Source organism: Phycicoccus avicenniae (genome assembly GCF_018139485.1).
In the GTDB taxonomy this organism is placed as follows: Bacteria; Actinomycetota; Actinomycetes; order Actinomycetales; family Dermatophilaceae; genus Phycicoccus; species Phycicoccus avicenniae.
Genome location: NZ_JAGSNF010000019.1, coordinates 116,267 through 135,694, shown reverse-complemented (window position 1 = coordinate 135,694; position 19,428 = coordinate 116,267). Strand labels below are relative to the sequence as shown.

Here is a 19,428-nt window from a genome sequence, read left to right as displayed (position 1 = left end):
TCAGGTCACCTCCGGCTCCGCCGACGTCGGACGCCCCGTGCGGGGCCCGGCGGCGGAGAGCTCCTCGAGGACCGGGACGAGCTGACGCTCCTCGTACCGGAAGTGGCTCTCCATGATGGCGTCGAGCCCGTCGAGGTGCCGCACGAGCATCGCCGGGTCCTCGCGGCCGTCGAGCTCCTCTGCGACGGCCTCGAGGAGCGTCGCGACGAGCCGATGGTCCTCCTCGAGCCGTCCCACGACCGCGCTCATCCCCGGCCGCAGCCGCAGCAGCCACGGGAAGAGCGCGACGTCCTCGCCCTCGTGGTGCTCGGTGAGCGCGGTGCAGAACGCCCGGCAGTGCGAGACCGGGTCCGCGAGGAGGCCGGCGGCGACGACCGCGGGGTCGAGCCCGGCCCGGGCGTCGTCGAGCAGCTCGCGCAGCCGGACGTGGAGACGCCGCAGCTCGCGGCCGATCGCCACCGCGCGGGTGGCGTCGGCGCTCGGGTCCTCGCTCATCGACGGCCAGCGTTCCACGGCCGGTGCCGGGTCGTCAGCGGAACGCGGGATCCCCGACGGCGACGACCGGCCCCCTCACCGGGAGCGCAGGTAGCGGTCGTGCGAGGCGACGACGACGGCCGGCGCGCGCCCCCCGGGGAGCCACGCCCGTACGCTCGGCCGATGGGACGAGGGACACCGCGCCGATGAGTCCGCGTCGTCGCGCGGCGGTGCTCGGCCTCGTCCTGCTCGTCCTTCTCGCGGCCGGGGGGCTCGTGCTCCTCGAGCGGCGCTCCGGTGCCTCGGCGGTGGCGCAGGACCGTCCCGGCACCGTGCTCCTCGTCCCGGGCTACGGCGGCGGCACCGCGTCCCTGCAGCCCCTCGCGACGGCGCTGCGGGCGTCGGGTCGTGAGGTGGAGGTCGTCGAGCCCGAGGGCGACGGCACGGGCGACCTGCGGCGGCAGGCCGACGCGCTCGCGGCGGCCGCGGACGCGGCGCTCGCCGCCGGCGCGCCCTCGGTGGACGTCGTCGGCTACTCGGCGGGAGGCGTCGTCGCCCGGGTCTGGGCGGCCGAGGACGGCGGGGCCGACCGGGCGCGCCGGGTCGTCACGCTCGGCTCGCCCCACCACGGGACGGACCTCGCGGGGCTCGGTGCGGCCCTCGGGACGGGCGCGTGCCCCCCGGCCTGCCGTCAGCTGGCCCCGGGCAGCGACCTCCTCGCGTCGCTCCCCGAGACCCCCGCCGGCCCGCGCTGGGTCAGCGTGTGGACGGCCGACGACGAGACGGTGGTCCCCCCGGACACGGCCGTCCTCGACGGAGCCCTCGACGTCGAGGTGCAGGCGGTCTGCCCGGACGCCCGGACGACGCACGGCGAGCTTCCCCGGGACCCCCTCGTCGTGGCCGTCGTCCTCCGCGCGCTCGCCGTGGAGCCCCTCGGGGACCGACCCGCACCGGACCGGTGCGACGCCCTGCGGCAGGAGGGGACGCGCGCGCTCAGCTCGTGACGTCCCGGGTGGAGAAGTTCGCCCAGGCGGCGCCGAGCAGGACGACGACGTAGCCCGTCTGGACGAGGACGCCGGCCGTGACGTCGCCCCAGGGCACGGGGTCGCGGAAGAGGTCGACCCAGGCGAGCCAGTACCGCGTCGGCAGGTAGTCGCGCACCGCGCCCGCGGCGTCGAGGGTCACGAGGACGGTGCTGCTCACGAGGACGGCCAGCCCGCCGAGCGCGGCGGCGAGCGGGGAGTCGGTGAGGGTGGAGAGGAAGAGCGCGACGGAGGCGACGCCCACCATCGACCAGCCGATGTAGAGGACCATGACGCCGGTCCGCCACGCGAGGTCCGCGGGCGTGAGCGTCGTGCCCGACAGGGTGGTCGTCGTGACCTGCCCGGAGTTGCCGAGCAGGCTGATCCCGGCGAGGTAGCCCGTGGCGGCGACCGACAGGACCGCGAGCAGGGTGTAGGCGAGGACCGAGACGAGCTTCGCGACGAGCAGGCGCGTCCGCCCGACCGGCCGGACGAGGAGGTAGCGCAGCGTGCCGGACTGCGCCTCGCCGGCGACGGACTCCCCGGCCTGCACCGCGACGGCGATGGGCAGGAAGAACGGCAGGACGATGCCGAGCGCGGCGGCGGGGAAGAGTGCGCCGTTGCCGAGGACCGCCGACAGCAGGGTCGGTCCCTGCCCCGGGCGCGGCGCGATCCCCGTCACTGCGAGGAACACCGCGACGACGACGGGCAGCAGGCAGAGCAGCCCGATGGACACCCAGGTGCGCGGCCGTCCCAGCAGCTTGCGCAGCTCGACGCCGATCACGAGGTGAGCCCCAGGACCGACTGCTCGAGGGTCCGGCGCTCCGGGGCCGCCTCGAGGACGGCGACCCCGCCCCGCACGAGGGCGGCCGTCGCCTCGGGGACCGGGAGGTCGTCGAGGACGAGCAGCCCGTCGTCCGTCGTCCGCGCCGCCGGCAGGCCCAGCACCCGGGTGGCCGCGTCGACGTCGTCGACCCGCACGAGGGTCCGACCGGTCGGGCCGCGCAGGGCGTCGAGGTCGTCCTGGGCGACGAGCCGGCCCCGGTGCAGCACGCCGACCCGCGTGCAGAACAGCTCGACCTCGGCGAGCAGGTGGCTCGAGAGGAACACCGCCGTGCCCCTTCGGTTGAGGTCGAGGAGGAGGTCGCGGATCTCGGCGATCCCGCGCGGGTCGAGACCGTTCGTCGGCTCGTCGAGCACGAGGAGGCGGGGGCCGCGCAGCAGGGCGGCGGCCAGCCCGAGGCGCTGACGCATCCCGAGGGAGTACGCGCGCACCGGACGCCGGCCGACGTCGGTGAGGCCGACCTGCTCCAGGGCCGCCTCGATCCGCGAGCGTCGGGTGCGCCGCGACCCGGTGTCGGGGGCGAGCGGGTCGCCGCCGCGCGCCGGTCCGGCCGCGTCGAGGAGGCGTAGGTTGGCCCGCGCCGACAGGTGGGGGTAGGCGCCCGGACCCTCGACGAGGGCCCCGACCTCGGGAAGGACGTCCTTCGCGTGCCGCGGCACACGGCGCCCGAGGACCTCGATCTCGCCGCTCGTCGCGTGGACGAGCCCGAGGAGCATCCGCACCGTCGTCGTCTTGCCCGACCCGTTCGGCCCGAGGAACCCGTACCGGTCCCCGGCCGCCACCCGCAGGTCGAGGTCGTCGACGGCGGTGACCCGCCCGTACCGCTTCGTGAGCCCGCGGGTGACGACGACGGCGTCACCGTCCGCTCCGCCGCCGGTCGTGGGTGCCGGACGCCGTGCCGGGTCGTGCTCGCGGGCGGTCATCGCATCGTCCGCGGCGGGGGCGGGTCGCCGAGCAGGTCGGCGGCCATCGCGTCGAGGAGGGCCGGGTCGACGAGACCGACGAGGACGTAGGCGTGCTGCCCGTCGTCGTCCCGCACGAGGGCGGCGTTGAGCAGGCCGGACCCGACGCGGGTCACGGCGCCGCCGGGCACCCGTTCCTCGGCGGTGCCCACGGACGACGCGTCGCCGACGACCTCGCCCGCAACCCGGGGCGGCAGGGGGAGCGCGAGGACCCGGACCAGGCCGCTGCCGTACGTGGGGGCGCGGGCGACGTCGACCCCGCTCGCAGTGAGCCCGGCGAGCGCGTCGGGCATGAGCCACGGGCTCGCCGTCGCCGCCCGGGCGACGAGGTCAGGCGCCCGGTCCACACCGCGCCGGGCGTCCGGTGGCGCCGGTGGGGTGACGACGGAGGCGTCGGGGCGCTCGAACGCCACGTCGTGGAGGGTGCTGACGAGCGAGGTGCGCCCGGACCGTCCGACGACCTCGACGTGGAGCGGGAGACCCGTCGCCCGGTCGACGCGGACGTCGGCCCGCTCGACGGTGCTGCGGACGTCGCCGGGCACGACGCGGACCCCGTCGGTCGTCCGGCCGTCGACGCGACGGGCGTCGAGCGCCTCCAGCCGGTCCTGGGGTCCGACCGCGGCGAGCAGCCGGCGGGCCGCCTGCGGGGCGAGGAGGTCGTCGGGTCGGGGGAGCCGGGCGGAGGGGTCGCCGACGACGACGTCGAGCCGCCGGCTGCCGGAGTCCCACGTCGTCACCGACGTCGCGAGCCCGTAGGTGTCCCGCTCCCCGGCGGGGTCGACCGCGTCCACCCGCCAGTGGCGGGGCCCGTCCCACCAGACGCGGGTCGAGGTCGTTCCCCCGAGCAGGGCGGCGAGGTCGCCGAAGCCGCGCAGGTCCGGCAGGGCGAGGTCGCCCCGGCTCTCGCCTCGGGCGACGTACGGGACGTCGGCGGACGCCAGGGCCCGCGCCACCACCTCGCCCGGGGTCGCCGTCGTCGGTGGCACCGCGGCGACGGCGAGGACCCGGGGCCCGCCCGCCAACACGGCCACGAGGAGGGCGACCCCCGCCCCGACGAGCGCCCAGCGCCGACGCGCGGCGGGGGTCTCGACGGTGCTCATACCGCAGTCTCACCCACGGGGTCCGTCCGTGGGACGACGGTCGCAGGATCCGTCCCGCGCTGTCCGCCCCGGGGCCGCCGTCCGCCCCCGGGGCCGCCGCCGGCCCCCGGGGCCGCCGTCCGGCTCCGGGGCGGCCGGCTCAGCCTCCGGCGTCCAGCAGCCGGCGCAGCGGACAGCCCGCGACGAGCCGCCAGCACACGGCCGCGGCGACACCCGCGGTGCCGACGGCGGCCAGGGCCGGGACGGCGGCCCCGGACGGCAGCTCCTGGCCGAGGACGACCACCCCCATGACGAGGACGAACCAGCCGAACCCCCGGCGCAGCCCGTCCTCGGGCACCCGGCCGACGAGACGTCCGCCGACGAGACCACCGAGCACGGCCGCGACCGTGACGCCGGCGACGAGCACCCAGTCCGGCTGGACGCTCCCCAGGTACCCGGCGACCCCGCCGAAGGACTTCATCGCGATGACGAGCAGCGAGGTCCCGACCGCCACGCCCATCGGCAGCCCGCCGAGCAGGACGAGGGCGGGCACGACGAGGAAGCCCCCGCCCGCCCCGACGAGCCCGGTGACGACGCCCACGACGAGCCCTTCGCCGACGACGTGCAGGACCGGCACGTCGCCGGTGCGCGGAGTGACCTCGCGCCGCCCGCGCAGCATCGCGACGGCCGTGACGAGCATCATCGCCGCGAACGCGACCAGGAGGACCGTCCCCGGGAGCCGGCCCCCGAGCAGGCCGCCGAGGAAGGCGCCGGCGAGACCGGCGAGGCCGAAGAGCAGCCCGGTGCGCCATCGCACGCGATGCTCCCGCGCGTGCCCCAGCATGCCGGCCGCCGAGGTCACGCCGACGACGACGAGCGAGGTCGCGATGGCCTCCTTGGCCTCGAGGCCGGTGACGTAGACGAGCAGCGGGACGGTGAGGATCGACCCGCCGCCGCCGAGCAGCCCGAGCGAGACGCCGACGAGGACCGCGAGGACCAGCGTCAGCCAGAGCACGTGCGGCGCGACCGTGGTCATCGGGCCTCCCGGAGGCCGGCGAGGACCTCGGCGCCGAGATCCTCGGGCTGGGTGCGGCTGGTCATGGGGAGGCTCCTCCGTCGTCGATGCCGGACAATATACCCTAGGGGGTATTATCCGGCATGTCACACGAGGGTGGACGGGCCGCGTCGACGGCGGCGCCCGACGGCCCGGGCATAGCCTGGGTCCACGCACCTCGACCGACGAGCGTGCGGGGAGGAGATCGGCGATGAGCGCACCCCCCGGATGGCACCCGCAGCCCGACGGCCGCGACCGGTGGTGGGACGGCCAGCAGTGGACGGAGCACTTCCGCGACACCGAGCAGCCCACGAGCACCTACGAGACGTCCACCCAGTACGGCCAGGACCCCTACGGACAGCAGTCCTACGGCCAGGGTGGCTACGGCCAGCAGCCGCCGCCGAAGCAGGGGATGAGCAAGGGCCTCAAGGGCTGCCTCATCACCGGGCTCGTGGTCGTCCTCGTCCTCGCGGTCCTCGCCGTCGCCGCGGTCGTGTGGTTCGGCCGCACCGTGAACCAGTCCGTGCAGGACGTCCAGGAGTCGATCGGCAACCTCCCGACCGACATCCCCGAGGGGCAGGGCGAGACGATCGTCATCGTCGTCGGCGAGGGCTTCGACGTCGGGGGTGCGAGCGTGTCCGACGGCTGGACGCTCGAGGACACCGGCGCCGGCATCGGCCAGAACGTCGAGGGCATGACCGCCGAGTTCGACGAGAGCCAGTCGCTGCCGCTGCTCTTCACGATGGGGTTCGGCGAGGACGCCTCCGCCGAGACCGTCTGCACGGCGGTCCCGCCGGACGGCGGCGGCTCGAGCGACGTCTCGTGCGTCCCCGTGTTCGGCGACGTCGACCCCGACGGCCCCGTCACGGTGACGACCGCCTACTGACGCCGCGCGGCGCCGCGGGTGGTCAGCCCGCGGCGCCGAGGGTGACGAGGTCGCGGACCAGCCCGTCGGTCCGCAGGTCCTCGGCGTCCACCTCGGGCGAGAACCCGAGTCGGAGCACGACGAGGTCCTCCGACGGGACGACGTAGAGCCGCTGGCCGTCGTGGCCGCTCGCCCAGTACGCGTCGGCCGGCAGGTCCGGGTTCACGAGCGAGCCGTCCGGCAGCTCGTTGACCCACCAGCCCGCGGCGTAGTTCGGGTCCTCGCTCTCGGCGACCGAGGTGAGGGTCGTCGACCGGGTCATCCAGCCCTCGGGCAGCAGCCGCCGCTCGCCCCACACGCCGTCCTGCAGGGCGAGCTGGCCGAGGGCCGCCCAGTCCCGGGGGCTCGCCCACAGGTAGGAGGAGCAGACCGGCCGGCCCGCGGCGTCCGGCTCCCACACGGCCGAGGACAGCCCGAGCGGGGCGAAGAGGGCGCGGCGCGGGAAGTCGGTGTCCGGCACGTCTGCCTGGGCGGTGAGCCAGGAGCACGCGATGTTCGTCGACCCGCTGGAGTACTGCTGGTAGGTGCCGGGCTGGTGCGCCAGCGGCCGGGACGCCGCGTACGCCGCCATGTCCGGCTCCGCGTAGAGCATCTGCGTGATGGGGGTGCCGAGGGCGTAGGTCTCGTCCCAGGACAGCCCGCTCGTCATCCGCAGCAGCTGGTCGACGGTGATGTCGGCGCGCTCGTCGGTCCACTCCGGGCGCAGGCCGCTCTCCTCGATCGAGAGCCCGCGCTCCTGGACGTACCTCCCGACGAGCAGGTTCGTGGCGCTCTTGGCCATCGACCACCCGAGCTGGCGGCGCTGGGCGTCGAACCCCTCGGCGTACCGCTCGGCGACGAGGTCCCCGCCCCGCAGGACGACGACCGCGCGGGTGCCGAGCCGCTCCCGGTCCTCCTCGTCGAGGTCGTCCCCGAAGGCCAGGCCGAGGGCGTCGCTCAGCCCGCCGGTCGGCTCCGGGGAGGGGGCGTCCGAGAAGGGGTTCGGGTCCCCCGACACCTCGGTGGCGCGGCCGGGGTCGGCCGGGCGCTCCTCGGCGACGGTGCAGCCGTAGCCGGGCTCGTACCAGGCCTGCTGCTCGGCGAGGAGCCACGCCACCGCCGAGGTCGACGAGCGGCCGGCCTCGTTGACGTAGCCGGTGAGGTACGGGACGAGGGGGTTGGGCGGCAGGTCGGTGTCGGGGTCCTCGCGCCCCGCGAGCAGCGTCACCGCGCACGCGTTGTGCGCCGCGTACCCGGTGCCCGTGTGGAGGAGGGGGCTCTGCTGCCGGTAGACGTACACCCCGCCGGCGACGGCGACGACGAGCAGCACGAGGAGCAGCCGACCGAGGACACGCATGCCGAGACCGTACCCGCCGGGAGGCCCCCCGAGGTGCCGCTCGGCGGCCGGTCAGGCGGCCGTGACGTGACCGAGACCGTCGCGCAGCCGGTCGAGCAGGGCGGCGAGGAGGCGGGACACCTGCATCTGGCTCACGCCGATGTCCTCGCCGATCTCGCGCTGGGAGCGCTCCTCGACGAAGCGCAGGACGAGGATCCGGCGGTCGCGCGGGCCGAGCCGGGCGATCTCCGCGCGGACCGCGGCCCGGGTCGCGACGAGGTCGGCCTCGTCGTGGGCGTCCGGGAGCAGGTCACCCAGGCTGCCGCCCCAGGCCGTCGGGGCGTCGAGCGAGGACGGCGTGAAGGCCGACGCGCAGGCCATGGCGTCGCGCACCTCGTCGACGGTGCGTCCCAGCGCCTCGGCGACCTCGTCGGGGGAGGCGTCCCGGCCCAGGTGGTGGCGCAGGTCCTCGTCGGCGCGCGTCACCTCGGCCCGCAGCTCCTGGAGGCCGCGGGGGGGACGAACGACCCATCCGCTGTCGCGGAAGTGGCGCCGCAGCTCGCCGCGGATCGTCGGGACGGCGAACGCCGCGAAGCCGTGACCGGCGTCGGGACGGTAGCGGTGGACGGCGGCGACGAGGGCGGCCCGGGCCACCTGGAGCAGATCGTCCCGCTCCAGCCCGCGGCGGAAGTACGAGCCCGCGATCTGGTCGGCGAGCGGCAGCGTGCGGGAGACGACGGCCGACACGAGCCGCGCCCGGTCGTCCGGGTCCTCGGTGCCGCTCAGGTCGAGGAGCAGGTCCTCGGTCGACAGGTCGTCGTCGGTCTGGGTCTGGGTCATCGCCACCTCCGGTCCGTCGTGGACCGGTGGCACGCTGCTCGACCACCGGGGCCCCGGGGAACGGGGCCGTCCTCCTCGACCGTACCGGTCGGGGGCGGGTGTGGCGAGCGCGAGCGACCGACGGTTCCGGTCGGGTTCGCCCGGTCGGGTTTGCCGGTCGGCGCCACGGGGTAGTGTCGAGAGGGCCCGCACGACCTGCGGGCGCGACGGACAGGGAGGTCCGGATGACGACGGTGGGGCATGTCGAGGGGATGGCGGCGGACGACGCCGACCCCCGGCTCGCGGACGACCTGACGGACCTGCGACGCGCACTCGCGGACCATCCCTTCCCCACGCTCCAGGACGACCTCATCGCGGCCTGCCTCTCGCGCGGCGAGCCCTCGCGCCTGGCCTGCCGGCTCTCCCGCCTGTCCCGGACGCGGGTGTACACCTCGCTCGACGAGGTCTGCGCCGAGATCGAGCTCGCCGCGACCACCGGCTGAGCCTCGCAGAGGGTTCCCGGGGAGATTTTCTCGGCCGGGGTGTCGCATCCCCCCTCTCCCGTTCGTCGAGGGGGTGAGGGACCGGCACTGGCGTCGGACCCCACGACCCGGGAGGATCCCGCCATGACCCAGTACCTGATGTCCGTGTGGCACGAGAACGACGACGAGGTCTACGCGAGCGAGGAGGAGATGCAGCAGGCCTTCGCCGACACCGGACGCTTCAACGACGAGCTCCAGGCCGAGGGCCACTGGGTCTTCGCCGGCGGCCTGCACCCGCCGTCGACCGCGACCGTCGTCGACGGCACCGGCGCCGACGTCGTCATGACCGACGGGCCGTTCAGCGAGGCCAAGGAGCAGATCGGCGGGTTCTGGGTGGTCGAGGCCCCCGACCTCGACGCCGCTCTGGCGCTGGCCGCCCGCGGGTCGAAGGCGTGCCGGGGCCGGGTGGAGGTCCGCCCCTTCCAGGGCGAGTGACCCCGACGGTCGAGGAGGTCCACCGGGCCGAGTTCGGACGCGTCGTCGCGGCGCTGGCCGGCCGGTTCGGGGACCTCGACCTCGCGGAGGAGTGCACCCAGGAGGCCTTCGTCGAGGCGGTCCGTCGCTGGCCGGAGGAGGGCACCCCGCCCAACCCCGGGGGATGGCTCACCGTCGTCGCACGCAATAAGGCCCTCGACCGGCTGCGCCGCGAGTCCACGCGACAGGCCCGGCACGAGGAGGCCCACGTGCTCCACGACGCGTCGCACGACACCCCCGGGCCGCCGTCGTCGGTCGTCGACGACCGGCTGCGTCTGCTCTTCACGTGCTGCCACCCCGCGCTCGCGCCGGAGGCCCGGGTGGCGCTCACGCTCCGGCTGCTCGGCGGGCTCACCGTCCCCGAGGTCGCTCGCGCCTTCCTCGTCGAGGAGCGGACGATGGCGCAGCGGATCACCCGCGCCAAGCGGAAGATCGCCGCGGCCCGCATCCCGTACCGGGTGCCGTCGGACGCCGAGCTGCCGGACCGGCTCCCGGCCGTTCTCGCGGTCGTCTACCTCGTCTTCACCGAGGGCCACCTGCCCGGTGACGGCGCGGAGGAGGTCCGGGCGGACCTCACCGGCGAGGCGATCCGGCTCGGCCGCCTGCTGCGGACGCTCATGCCGGACGAGCCCGAGGTCGCCGGCCTGCTCGCCCTCATGCTCCTCACCGAGGCCCGGCGGGCGGCGCGGTTCGACGGTGGCAGGCTGGTCCCCCTCGCCGAGCAGGACCGGTCGCTGTGGGATGCCGCGCTCGTCGCGGAGGGGCACGCCCTCGTCCGTGAGTGCCTGCGGCGGAACCGTCCCGGGCACCACCAGCTCGTCGCGGCCGTGAACGCGGTGCACACGGACGCCGCGACCGCGGCGGACACCGACTGGCGACAGGTGGTCGCCCTCTACGACCGGATGCTCGTCGCGACGCCGACGCCCGTCGTCACCCTCAACCGGGCGGTCGCCGTCGCGGAGGTCGACGGGCCGGCCGCCGGGCTGGCGCTCGTCGACGACCTGCCCGGCCTCGACGGCTACCACCCGTTCCACGCGACCCGCGCCGACCTGCTGCGCAGGCTCGGACGGCGGGACGAGGCGCTGGCGGCCTACGACCGGGCGCTGGGGCTCGCGACGAACCCGGGCGAGCGTGCGTTCCTCACGGCGCGGCGCACCGAGGTCGTCGACGGACCGTGACCCGACGGCCCCCGGTCAGACGGAGACGCCGTCCCGGCCGGCCTGCTTGGCCCGGTAGAGCGCCCGGTCGGCGGAGGTGCGCAGCGCCTCGAGGTCGGTGACCTTGCCGATGGCGAGGCCGACGCTCACCGTGACGGCCAGGCCCTCGGCGGTCTCGTGCCACGCCCCGCTGCGGATGCGCTGGGCGATGGAGAGGCACCGGCGGCGGGCGCCGGCGAGGTCGTCGCTGTCGAGGAGCAGGATGAACTCGTCGCCACCCCAGCGGGCGACGACGTCGCTGTCGCGGACCTCGGAGACCAGCGCCGCGGCCACCTTCTCGAGCACCTCGTCGCCGACCTCGTGGCCGTGGGTGTCGTTGACGGCCTTGAAGTGGTCGACGTCGACGAGCACGAGGGTCATGTCGGCGCGCGAGCCGAGCTCGGCGGCCTCGGCGAAGGCCTCGACCCGGCGGGTGAAGCCGTGCCGGTTGGCGACCTGGGTCAGGGCGTCGACCTCCGCGGCGACCCGCAGGCGGGTGTGCTCGGCGGCCATCTGCTCGTTCTGGACGAGCGAGGCCATCGCCTCCGCGGCCGCCTCCCGCGTCCGGACCCGCCCACGGGCGAGCTCGCGGCCGAGGCGGAGGCCGGCGGTCTCGGCGCCGCTCTCGCGGGCCTCGAGCTCGGCGTCGACGGTGAGGGCGAGCAGGTGCAGCTCGGGGTCGCCGGCGCCGTCGAGCATCCGCACGGCCGCGGCCGCGTGCCGTCGGGCCTCGACGACGTCGTCCTCGGTGAGGGCGGCCGCGAGGTCGAGGTAGGCGGCGAACTCCGCGTCGCGGGTGCAGGCGGGCTCTCGGGGCGCCTCGTCGACCGGCGCCGCGATGGCGTCGACGAGGTTCTCGAAGGTGTGCAGGTCGATCCGCCAGCTCTGCGGCAGGTCCTCGAGCGGCACCCGGCGCAGGGCGGCCCGGGCCTCGGCGGCCTCGGCGACGAGGGCGTCGTCCGGTCCGGTCTGACGCCGCGCGCAGAGCCGGCGGAGCAGGATCTCCGCGCGGTTGTAGAGGGCCGTGGCCCGGCGCCACCCCTCGACGTCGGGCGCGTCGAGCCACTCGCTCGCCGCCTCGGTCTGGGCGATGGCGAAGTCCCACAGGTCGCGGGAGAGGAACCCGGTGGCGCACTGGCCGTGGGCCGAGGCGAGCATCTCGTGCGGGCCCTCGACGCCCTGGAGCAGGACGACGGCGCGGGCGAGGTCACGGTCGCGGACGAGCGCGGGCCGCGGGTCCGGGACGGCGTCGGTGCTCGACATCGCGAGGGCCAGGGCCTCCCACACCGGGTCGCCCGAGGACCGGGCGCGCTCGAGGAGGCGGGTCATGTGGGCCCAGCCGTCGATGCCGGCGTCGTAGCGCGACGCGAGCACCGTGACGAACTCGGCGAGCATGACGACGTCCGGCCAGTCGCACTCCTCGCCCTCGAGGACCATCGCCTCGAGCTCGGCGGAGGAGACGCTGCCGGGCGTCTGGGCGGTGAGGATGAGGCCGGTGGCGCGTGCCACCGCGGCCTCGTGCTGCGGGGAGCGGGAGATGCGCGTCGAGGAGACCCGGGGAAGGGCTGGAGCGGCCGTCATGGCCCCAGTGTGGGGTCGGCCCGACCCCGTGGAGGCGGTTCCGGGAGGGATGCGCCGAACGGACGACTCCGGGGCGGCCTGTTGCCCGATCCCGCTCGCCCGGAGGGATCCCAGCGTCGCGGCTCGCGGCGAACCCGGGGCCGGGCGACGTGGGGAACCCGGACGTGGGGGTCCGAGGACCGCTAGCGTGGCCGCACCGGCACCCCGAGGGCGGGTGCGCGGGGAGAGGACCTCGGATGGCCGGCGGACTGGTGGCGCTGCTCGACGACGTGGCGGCGCTCGCCCGGCTGGCGGCGGCGTCGGTGGACGACGTCGGTGCCGCGGCCGGCCGTGCCGGCGCCAAGGCGGCGGGGGTGGTCGTCGACGACACGGCGGTGACCCCGCGCTACGTCCACGGCGTCCGGCCCGAGCGGGAGCTGCCGATCGTCCGGCGGATCGCCGTCGGCTCGATCCGCAACAAGCTGCTCGTCATCCTCCCGGTGGCCCTGCTGCTCAGCCAGTTCCTGCCGTGGCTGCTCACCCCGATCCTCATGGCGGGCGGCACCTACCTGTGCTTCGAGGGTGCCGAGAAGATCTGGGAGAAGCTCTCGCACCACGAGGCCCCGAAGGCGCCGGTGACGGACATCGGTCCCGAGCAGGAGGAGACGATGGTCAAGGGGGCCATCCGCACCGACCTCATCCTGTCCGCCGAGATCATGGTCATCGCGCTCGACGACGTCGCGTCGGAGCCGTTCGTGACGCGGGCGCTCGTCCTCGTCGTCGTCGCGGTCTTCATCACGGCGCTCGTCTACGGGGTCGTGGCCCTCATCGTGAAGATGGACGACATCGGGCTGAGCCTCGCCGAGCGCGAGTCGGCCGGGGCGCAGCGGGTCGGGCGGGCGCTCGTCGCGGCGATGCCGAAGGTCCTCGCCGGGCTGTCGACGGTCGGCGTCGTCGCGATGCTCTGGGTCGGCGGGCACATCCTGCTCGTCGGGACCGACGACCTCGGCTGGCACGCCCTCTACGACGTCGTGCACCACCTCGAGGAGGCCGTGCACGACGGCACCGGTGCCCTCGGCGGCGTCCTCGGCTGGGTGACGAACACGCTGGCCTCCGCCGTGGTCGGGGCCGTCGTCGGAGGGGTCGTCGTCGCGGTCGTCCACGCCGTGACGAAGGCCCGCGGCGGGCACGGGGCCGACGCCTCCGCCGCCCATTGACCACGCCCGGTGGGGCGGCGAACCGGGGTGACCACCCCGGCCCACCACCCCGCTGAGGGGACGCTCAGCCGGTCGGAGCGGCGTCCCGGAGCCGGGCGAGCAGGTCGGCGGCCGGACCGTCGAGGAAGCCGCGCTGCTGCTCGGTCTCCCCGCCGACCTGGACGAGGGCGACGTCGGTGAAGCCGGCCTCCCAGAACGCGGACACGGCCTCGACGATCCGGTCGAGGTCGGGGCCGCACGGGATCGAGGCGGCGACGTCCTCCTCGCGGACGAACTGGGTGGCCCCGCTGAACCCCATCGGCGTCGGCAGGTCGGCGTTGACCTTCCAGCCGCCGGCGAACCACCGGAACTGCTCGTGGGCCCGGGTGACGGCGGCCTCCTCGGAGGGGTCCCAGCAGATCGGGATCTGCCCGATGGCCCGCGCGTCCTGCCCGATCGTCGACCCGGCGAGCTCGTTCCACGCGCTCACGAGGTCGCCGTTCGGCTCGACGGCGACGAGGTGGTCGGCGTCCGGTCCGAACCGCTCGATGCCGGCCCGTCCGCTCACGGCGACGCCGATGCCCACCGGCTCGTCCGGGAGGTCCCAGATGCGCGCGGAGTCGACGTCGAAGTACTCGCCGCGGTAGGTGACGAGCTCGCCGGTGTGCAGCCGCTTGATGATCTGGACGGCCTCGTCGAGCATGTCCTGGCGCTGGGCGACGGGCGGCCACCCCTGGCCGATGACGTGCTCGTTGAGGTTCTCCCCGGCGCCGAGCCCGAGGGTGAAGCGCCCGTCGGCGAGGATCTGCAGGGTCGCGGCCTTCTGCGCGACGACGGCGGGGTGGTACCGGATCGTCGGGCAGGTCACGTACGTCATGAGCTCGACGCTGCTCGTCGCCTGGGCGACGGCGCCGAGGACGGTCCAGGCGTAGGGGGCGTGCCCCTGCTCGGTGAGCCACGGGGAGTAGTGGTCGCTGGACACGAGCAGGTCGAAACCGGCCGCCTCGGCGCGCACGGCGCTGTCGACGAGCTGCTTCGGGCCGCTCTGCTCGGTCATGAGGGTGTAGCCGAACCGCGTCACGGTGTCGCTGCTCCTTCGGTCCTGGCCGGTCCCGTCGACCGGCCTCCCCCGCTCCCTACCCGGTCCGCGACGAGCGAACCGGAGCAGCCGACGCAGGACCCGCCGGATCCCGGCGTCGGTCAGGCGCGGGTCGCCGTGGACAGCAGGTAGGACCAGCGCATCGTGCCCCCGCCCTCGTCGTGCTCGGCGACGAGCGCGTCGACCGCCTCCTCCAGCGCGGCCCGCTGCTCCGGGTCGTCCGCCGTCGACCGGTACACCGTGAGCATCGGCCCGTACCCGGCGGCGAAGTACTCGCGGAACTCGGTGGGGCCCGTGAACCCCTCGACGACGACCTCGCCGCGGTCGTGCGTGAGGTCGGTGACCCCGTCGCCGAAGAGGTCGCCCACGTGGCCGGGCGTCCCCCACAGCGGCGGCGGCGACGCGCCCGGCGGCGGGGCCGGGGCCCAGGGCCGCAGGGTGGCGAGCAGCCGGCCGACGAACCCGTCCGGGGTCCACGACAGCACCCCGACCCGGCCGCCCGGCCGGCACACCCGCAGCAGCTCGGCGGCGGCCGTCTCGTGGCGGGGCGCGAACATCACCCCCACGCTCGACATCACGACGTCGAAGGACGCGTCGTCGTAGGGCAGCGCCTCGGCGTCCGCCACCTCCCACGCGAGGTCGAGCCCGGTGTCGGCCGCGCGCCGGCGTCCGGCGTCGAGCAGCTCCGGGGTGAGGTCCGACGCCGTGACGCGGGCACCCGCCCGGGCGGCGGGGAGGGAGGCGTTGCCCGAGCCCGCCGCGACGTCGAGGACCCGGTCGTCGGGCCCGACGCCGAGGGCGGTGACGAGCCGGCCCCCGAGGTCCGGGATGAGCCGGTCGGCGACGGCCGGGTAGTCACCCCGCGCCCACATCGCCCGGTGGGCGTCCTTGACGTGGCTCGGGCTCGGTCCTGCTGCGGTCTCCGCTGACATGGTCTCCCCCTCCCGGTGTGTCGACCCCAGGGTGCCGTCGCCGACCCGACGTGCGCCATGGCCCGTTCGAGCCATCCCGGCCGGAGGCGGTCGCGTGGTCAGGGAGCGCCCGCACCGCGGAGCCGGCGAGCGACGACGCCGGTGACGACGAGGAGCAGCACGGCGGCCCCGACGCCGAGGAGGACGACCGACCCGTCCGCCACGGCGGAGGCGCCGACGAGCGTGTACGCCACCGTCCCGGGCACGACGCCCACCAGCGTGCCGACGACGTAGTCCCGACGGCTCACCGCGCTCACCCCGCAGGCGTAGTTGACGATCGTGAACGGCACGACGGGGGTGAGCCGCAGGACGACGACGGACAGCACCCCCTGGTCGCGCGCGAGGTCCTGGACCCCGGCCAGCCGCGGACCGGCGACCCGGGCCACCGGCTCCCGCCCGAGCCGACGGGCGACGGCGAACCCGACGAGGGCGCTCACGACCGCGGCGACCCAGGCGACGACGACGCCGGTGGAGACCCCGAAGAGCGCACCCGCGATGGTCACGAGGATGCTCTTCGGCACCGGGGCCAGGGTGAGCAGGACGTGGGCGACGACGAACACGGCGGGACCCCAGGGCCCGGCGTCCCGGACGGCGGCCCGGACGGCGTCGAGGTCGCCGCCGAGGACGACGACGGCCACCGCGCCGGCGACGAGCGTGCCGAGCAGGAGGCCGAGGAGGCCCAGGCGGGCCACGGCCGGCTCACGCGCGGGCACCGCCGGGACGTCGGGGGCGGGGACGCTCATCGCACGGCGGGGGTGGGGGCGGTCCGTCGGGCCCGGACGGCGACGGCCCCCATGAGCAGGACGACGACGGTGATGATGCCGAAGCCCAGCCCCGGCCGGAGCGGGACGAGGATGCCGATCGTGCCGCCGACGACCCAGCAGGCCTGGAGGATCGTCTCCGACCACGAGAAGACCCGGGCGCGGGTCCGGTCCGGGACGTCGCGCTGGACGAGCGCGTCGAGGCACAGCTTCGAGAGCTGGGCGTACATCCCGGACACGAGGCCGACGAGCACGATGGCCCACACCGAGTACAGGACCGCGGCCACGACGGAGGTGACGACGGCGACGGCGGCCATCGCCGTCGCCATGACCTCGGGGGCCGGGGTGTCCTTGCGGTTCCCGACGAGCGACCCGACGGCGTTGCCGGTGCCCGCGGCCGCGACGACGAGGCCGATGACGAGGGGGCCGCTCCACCCGGGGATCGGCACCTCGCGCATGAGGAAGAGGAGAAAGAGGGTGAGGAACCCTGCGAGCATCCGGGCGCCGGTCGTCAGCCACAGCACGTACCGCACGGCGACCGGCAGGGCACGCATCCGGCGGGTGTCGCGGACCGGGTCGTCGAGCGGCTCGCGGTCGACCGGGGTGCCGTCGACGTCGGTCTCGCCGAGACTGGAGTCGACCCGGTCCGGGAGGCGGATCGACAGGACCGTGGCGACGACGAAGACGACGAAGGCGACCCGCAGCGACCAGTCCGGCCCGGCCTGCGCGGCGGCCCCGGCGAGCCCGCCACCGAGGACCATCCCGATGACGCCCGCGATGTTGAGCCGGGCGTTCGCCCCGACGAGGGAGACCTCGCGCGGCAGCAGCCGGGGGACCGCGGCGGCCCGGGCGACGGCGTAGGACCGCGCGGCGACGAGGCAGCCGAGGGCGGCCGGGAAGAGCCACGCGCTGTCGGCGACGACGGCGGACGCGAGCACCCAGGCGAGGAAGCCGCGCACCGCCAACGTCGTGCCGAGCGCCCAGCGCCTCCCGTGCCGGAAGCGGTCCAGGAGCGGCCCGATGAGCGGCGCGAGCAGGAGGAAGGGCGCCATCGTGAGCAGCAGGAACAGGGCCACCCGCCCCCGCGCCTCGTCGGTCGGCATCGCGAACACGGTGCCGGCGAGCGAGATCGTCACGGCCGCGTCGCCGGCGGTGTTCACGGCGTGCAGCTCGGTGAGCCGGGCAAGCCCGGTGGCCCCCGCGCCGTCGGCCGTCGTGAACCGGCGGAACCGGCGTCCGGCGGCCCGTCCGCCCCGGCCGACGGCCCGGACGCCGGCGGTGCCGCCCCGGACCGTCCCCCGCGCGGTGCTGCGTGCCGTCGTCCGTGCGGAGGCCGCGAAGCGCCCGGACCGGGACGTCCGCGGCGGCGCCTCCCGGTCCGTCGCGGGACGGTGGACGGACACGGCCCCGATCTTGCCAAACCGTCCCCGACGAGAGGGGCCTGCCGCGCTGGCGCCGGGGCTGGAAGGATGACCGCCGTCCGACCGCGACCCCCGCCAGGAGGACCCGATGGACGCGAGCGCCGCCATCCTCGTCGCCGCCCTCGTCGGAGGGCTCGCCGCCTCGGCCGTCCGGCTGCCGCCGCTCGTCGGCTTCCTGCTCGCCGGGTTCGTCCTGCGGGCCCTCGGGGTCGAGGAGGTCCCCGTCCTGCAGACGATCGCCGACCTCGGCGTCACCGTCCTGCTCTTCGGGGTCGGCCTCAAGGTCGACGTCCGGGGCCTCCTCCGGCGCGAGGTGTGGGGGACCGCGACGGTGCACCTCGTCGCGACGACCGTGCTCGCGACGGCGGCGCTCGGCGTGCTCGGCGCCGTCGGGGTGGGCCTCGTCGGGGACGAGGCGGTCACCTGGCTGCTCGTGGGGTTCGCCCTGTCCTTCTCGAGCACCGTCGTCGTCGTGAAGATCCTCGAGGAGCGGGGCATCGCCCAGTCCGTCGGCGGCCGGACCGCCATCGGCGTCCTCGTCGTCCAGGACATCGCCGCGGTCGTCTTCCTCGCGACCGCCGAGGGCGACCCGCCGAGCCCGTGGGCGGTGCTGCTCCTCCTCGTCGTCCCCGGCGCCGTCCTGCTCCGGCGGGTGCTCGCGGCCGTCGGGCACGGCGAGCTGCTGCCGCTCTTCGGCGTCGTCGTCGCGCTCGTCCCGGGCTACGCGCTCTTCGAGGCCGTGGGGGTCAAGGGCGACCTCGGGGCGCTCGTCATGGGGATGCTCATCGCCGGCCACCGCGGCTCCGGGGAGCTCGCGAAGAGCATCTTCGCGCTCAAGGACCTGCTGCTCGTCGGCTTCTTCGTCGCCATCGGGCTCGGCGGGCTGCCGACGGTGGGCGAGCTCGCGCTGGGGCTGGGCCTGCTGCTCCTGCTGCCGCTCAAGGCCCTAGGCTTCGCGGCGCTGCTGTGGCTCGCGGGCTTCCGGCGGCGCACGGCGGTGCTCACCGGGACGGCGCTCGCGAACTTCTCGGAGTTCGGGCTGATCGTCCTCGCGCTCGCGCCCCAGGGGCTGCTCGACGAGGGCTGGCTGCGGGTCGTCGCCACGGCCGTCGCGGCGAGCATGGTCCTCACGTCCCTGCCCGGCCGGCACCCGGAGTACCTCTCGAGCGCGCTGCGCGGGCTGCTGCCGGACCGGCCCGTCGAGCGGACCCACCCGGAGGACCGGCCGCTCGACCTCGGGCCGGCGGAGGCCGTCGTCCTCGGGATGGGGCGGGTCGGGCGGGCGGCCTACGAGCGGCTCGCCGAGGGGTACGGGCTGCGGGTCGTCGGCATCGAGGCGTCGAGGGACCGGTGCCGCCTGCTCGAGGAGGAGGGGCTCGAGGTCCGCGAGGCGGACGCCACCGACCCGGAGATGTGGTCCGACCGGCCGTTCCACGACGTGTCGCTCGTCGTGCTCGCCATGCCCTTCCACGGCAACAACCTCGACACCCTCGACCAGCTGCGCGCGCACGGGTACGCCGGGTCGGTCGCGGTGGTCGCCCAGCACGACGACGACCTCGAGACGGCGCTCGCGCACGGGGCGCACGCCGGCTTCCAGCTGTACGACGGCGCCGGCGCCGAGCTCGCCGACCGGGCGGCCGCGGTGCTGCGGCGGCCGGGTACGGGCGGCTCCGGCGGGACGGAACAGCCGGGGCCGCAGCCACGTTGAGCCGTC

At 75.8% G+C, this 19,428-nt stretch carries 19 protein-coding genes; 7 read left to right on the top strand and 12 right to left on the bottom strand.

Translation table 11 applies throughout. From position 1 onward, the window contains the following. Positions 1 to 495: a hemerythrin domain-containing protein gene (locus KC207_RS13495; protein WP_211603825.1), complete on the bottom strand. Its 495-nt coding sequence runs from the start codon at positions 493 to 495 to the stop codon at positions 1 to 3. Positions 496 to 680: 185 nt separating this feature from the next. Here KC207_RS13495 and KC207_RS13490 point away from each other — a divergent pair, with 185 nt between their 5' ends. After that, on the top strand, positions 681 to 1,478 hold the full coding sequence (locus KC207_RS13490) for an esterase/lipase family protein (RefSeq protein ID WP_211603824.1): 798 nt from the start codon (positions 681 to 683) through the stop codon (positions 1,476 to 1,478). On the opposite strand, the gene KC207_RS13485 is transcribed toward KC207_RS13490, so the two are convergent. The 4 genes from KC207_RS13485 to KC207_RS13470 all read right to left on the bottom strand — a co-directional run bounded on the left by KC207_RS13485 (position 1,468) and on the right by KC207_RS13470 (position 5,417). Further along, on the bottom strand, positions 1,468 to 2,280 hold the full coding sequence (locus KC207_RS13485) for an ABC transporter permease (RefSeq protein ID WP_211603823.1): 813 nt from the start codon (positions 2,278 to 2,280) through the stop codon (positions 1,468 to 1,470). The genes KC207_RS13490 and KC207_RS13485 overlap by 11 nt on opposite strands. Continuing rightward, entirely contained in the window at positions 2,277 to 3,263 is a 987-nt protein-coding gene (locus KC207_RS13480; protein WP_211603822.1) for an ABC transporter ATP-binding protein, read from the bottom strand. Before KC207_RS13480 ends, KC207_RS13485 begins: the two co-directional genes overlap by 4 nt. Beyond that, positions 3,260 to 4,402 (bottom strand): LolA-like protein, encoded by a 1,143-nt coding sequence (locus KC207_RS13475; protein WP_211603821.1) that lies wholly within the window; start codon positions 4,400 to 4,402, stop codon positions 3,260 to 3,262. The genes KC207_RS13480 and KC207_RS13475 overlap by 4 nt, the downstream gene beginning before the upstream one ends. 139 nt (positions 4,403 to 4,541) lie before the next feature. Next, on the bottom strand, positions 4,542 to 5,417 hold the full coding sequence (locus tag KC207_RS13470; RefSeq protein WP_211603820.1) for a sulfite exporter TauE/SafE family protein: 876 nt from the start codon (positions 5,415 to 5,417) through the stop codon (positions 4,542 to 4,544). Positions 5,418 to 5,646: 229 nt separating this feature from the next. On the opposite strand from KC207_RS13470, the gene KC207_RS13465 reads away from it, so the two are divergent. Next, entirely contained in the window at positions 5,647 to 6,321 is a 675-nt protein-coding gene (locus tag KC207_RS13465; RefSeq protein ID WP_211603819.1) for a DUF2510 domain-containing protein, read from the top strand. A gap of 22 nt (positions 6,322 to 6,343) precedes the next feature. Here the strand turns inward: KC207_RS13465 and KC207_RS13460 are convergent, their stop codons facing one another. Continuing rightward, entirely contained in the window at positions 6,344 to 7,696 is a 1,353-nt protein-coding gene (locus KC207_RS13460; RefSeq protein ID WP_211603818.1) for a serine hydrolase domain-containing protein, read from the bottom strand. A 51-nt stretch (positions 7,697 to 7,747) separates the two neighbouring features. Then, positions 7,748 to 8,515 carry a sigma-70 family RNA polymerase sigma factor gene (locus tag KC207_RS13455; RefSeq protein WP_211603817.1) on the bottom strand — a complete coding sequence of 256 codons (768 nt, stop codon included), beginning with the start codon at positions 8,513 to 8,515 and terminating at the stop codon, positions 7,748 to 7,750. Positions 8,516 to 8,739: 224 nt separating this feature from the next. Between KC207_RS13455 and KC207_RS13450 the strand changes: the two genes are divergently transcribed. The 3 genes from KC207_RS13450 to KC207_RS13440 all read left to right on the top strand — a co-directional run bounded on the left by KC207_RS13450 (position 8,740) and on the right by KC207_RS13440 (position 10,688). After that, positions 8,740 to 8,997 (top strand): DUF2795 domain-containing protein, encoded by a 258-nt coding sequence (locus KC207_RS13450; RefSeq protein ID WP_211603816.1) that lies wholly within the window; start codon positions 8,740 to 8,742, stop codon positions 8,995 to 8,997. Between the two features lie 123 nt (positions 8,998 to 9,120). Beyond that, on the top strand, positions 9,121 to 9,471 hold the full coding sequence (locus KC207_RS13445) for a YciI family protein (protein ID WP_211603815.1): 351 nt from the start codon (positions 9,121 to 9,123) through the stop codon (positions 9,469 to 9,471). After that, the gene (locus tag KC207_RS13440) at positions 9,468 to 10,688 is read left to right on the top strand and encodes an RNA polymerase sigma factor (RefSeq protein WP_211603814.1); all 1,221 of its coding nucleotides are present in this window, start codon (positions 9,468 to 9,470) and stop codon (positions 10,686 to 10,688) included. Before KC207_RS13445 ends, KC207_RS13440 begins: the two co-directional genes overlap by 4 nt. 15 nt (positions 10,689 to 10,703) lie before the next feature. Here the strand turns inward: KC207_RS13440 and KC207_RS13435 are convergent, their stop codons facing one another. Next, entirely contained in the window at positions 10,704 to 12,287 is a 1,584-nt protein-coding gene (locus KC207_RS13435; protein WP_211603813.1) for a GGDEF domain-containing protein, read from the bottom strand. Positions 12,288 to 12,523: 236 nt separating this feature from the next. Here KC207_RS13435 and KC207_RS13430 point away from each other — a divergent pair, with 236 nt between their 5' ends. Next, complete coding sequence (locus KC207_RS13430; protein WP_211603812.1) at positions 12,524 to 13,483, top strand: DUF808 domain-containing protein; 960 nt, start codon at positions 12,524 to 12,526, stop codon at positions 13,481 to 13,483. A 64-nt stretch (positions 13,484 to 13,547) separates the two neighbouring features. Here the strand turns inward: KC207_RS13430 and KC207_RS13425 are convergent, their stop codons facing one another. The 4 genes from KC207_RS13425 to KC207_RS13410 all read right to left on the bottom strand — a co-directional run bounded on the left by KC207_RS13425 (position 13,548) and on the right by KC207_RS13410 (position 17,696). After that, entirely contained in the window at positions 13,548 to 14,543 is a 996-nt protein-coding gene (locus tag KC207_RS13425) for an LLM class F420-dependent oxidoreductase (protein ID WP_211603811.1), read from the bottom strand. Positions 14,544 to 14,662: 119 nt separating this feature from the next. Then, positions 14,663 to 15,493, bottom strand: a complete 831-nt coding sequence (locus tag KC207_RS13420) for a class I SAM-dependent methyltransferase (RefSeq protein WP_211603810.1) — start codon at positions 15,491 to 15,493, stop codon at positions 14,663 to 14,665. 98 nt (positions 15,494 to 15,591) lie between these two features. Then, on the bottom strand, positions 15,592 to 16,275 hold the full coding sequence (locus KC207_RS13415; protein ID WP_211603809.1) for a TVP38/TMEM64 family protein: 684 nt from the start codon (positions 16,273 to 16,275) through the stop codon (positions 15,592 to 15,594). Continuing rightward, positions 16,272 to 17,696, bottom strand: coding sequence for an MFS transporter (locus tag KC207_RS13410; RefSeq protein WP_249138740.1), 1,425 nt, complete (start codon positions 17,694 to 17,696; stop codon positions 16,272 to 16,274). Before KC207_RS13410 ends, KC207_RS13415 begins: the two co-directional genes overlap by 4 nt. A gap of 106 nt (positions 17,697 to 17,802) precedes the next feature. Here KC207_RS13410 and KC207_RS13405 point away from each other — a divergent pair, with 106 nt between their 5' ends. Next, positions 17,803 to 19,422 carry a cation:proton antiporter domain-containing protein gene (locus KC207_RS13405; RefSeq protein ID WP_211603807.1) on the top strand — a complete coding sequence of 540 codons (1,620 nt, stop codon included), beginning with the start codon at positions 17,803 to 17,805 and terminating at the stop codon, positions 19,420 to 19,422. Positions 19,423 to 19,428 lie beyond the last annotated feature (6 nt).

Excerpts from the sequence above, each read along its gene's own strand:
- KC207_RS13450 (WP_211603816.1), top strand. The coding sequence starts at position 8,740 with ATGACGACGGTGGGGCATGTCGAGGGGATGGCGGCGGACGACGCCGAC.
- KC207_RS13405 (WP_211603807.1), top strand. The coding sequence starts at position 17,803 with ATGGACGCGAGCGCCGCCATCCTCGTCGCCGCCCTCGTCGGAGGGCTC.
- KC207_RS13495 (WP_211603825.1), bottom strand. The coding sequence starts at position 495 with ATGAGCGAGGACCCGAGCGCCGACGCCACCCGCGCGGTGGCGATCGGC.
- KC207_RS13415 (WP_211603809.1), bottom strand. The coding sequence starts at position 16,275 with ATGAGCGTCCCCGCCCCCGACGTCCCGGCGGTGCCCGCGCGTGAGCCG.
- KC207_RS13430 (WP_211603812.1), top strand. The coding sequence starts at position 12,524 with ATGGCCGGCGGACTGGTGGCGCTGCTCGACGACGTGGCGGCGCTCGCC.
- KC207_RS13445 (WP_211603815.1), top strand. The coding sequence starts at position 9,121 with ATGACCCAGTACCTGATGTCCGTGTGGCACGAGAACGACGACGAGGTC.
- KC207_RS13480 (WP_211603822.1), bottom strand. The coding sequence starts at position 3,263 with ATGACCGCCCGCGAGCACGACCCGGCACGGCGTCCGGCACCCACGACC.
- KC207_RS13475 (WP_211603821.1), bottom strand. The coding sequence starts at position 4,402 with ATGAGCACCGTCGAGACCCCCGCCGCGCGTCGGCGCTGGGCGCTCGTC.
- KC207_RS13465 (WP_211603819.1), top strand. The coding sequence starts at position 5,647 with ATGAGCGCACCCCCCGGATGGCACCCGCAGCCCGACGGCCGCGACCGG.
- KC207_RS13420 (WP_211603810.1), bottom strand. The coding sequence starts at position 15,493 with ATGTCAGCGGAGACCGCAGCAGGACCGAGCCCGAGCCACGTCAAGGAC.
- KC207_RS13455 (WP_211603817.1), bottom strand. The coding sequence starts at position 8,515 with ATGACCCAGACCCAGACCGACGACGACCTGTCGACCGAGGACCTGCTC.
- KC207_RS13435 (WP_211603813.1), bottom strand. The coding sequence starts at position 12,287 with ATGACGGCCGCTCCAGCCCTTCCCCGGGTCTCCTCGACGCGCATCTCC.
- KC207_RS13470 (WP_211603820.1), bottom strand. The coding sequence starts at position 5,417 with ATGACCACGGTCGCGCCGCACGTGCTCTGGCTGACGCTGGTCCTCGCG.
- KC207_RS13490 (WP_211603824.1), top strand. The coding sequence starts at position 681 with ATGAGTCCGCGTCGTCGCGCGGCGGTGCTCGGCCTCGTCCTGCTCGTC.
- KC207_RS13460 (WP_211603818.1), bottom strand. The coding sequence starts at position 7,696 with ATGCGTGTCCTCGGTCGGCTGCTCCTCGTGCTGCTCGTCGTCGCCGTC.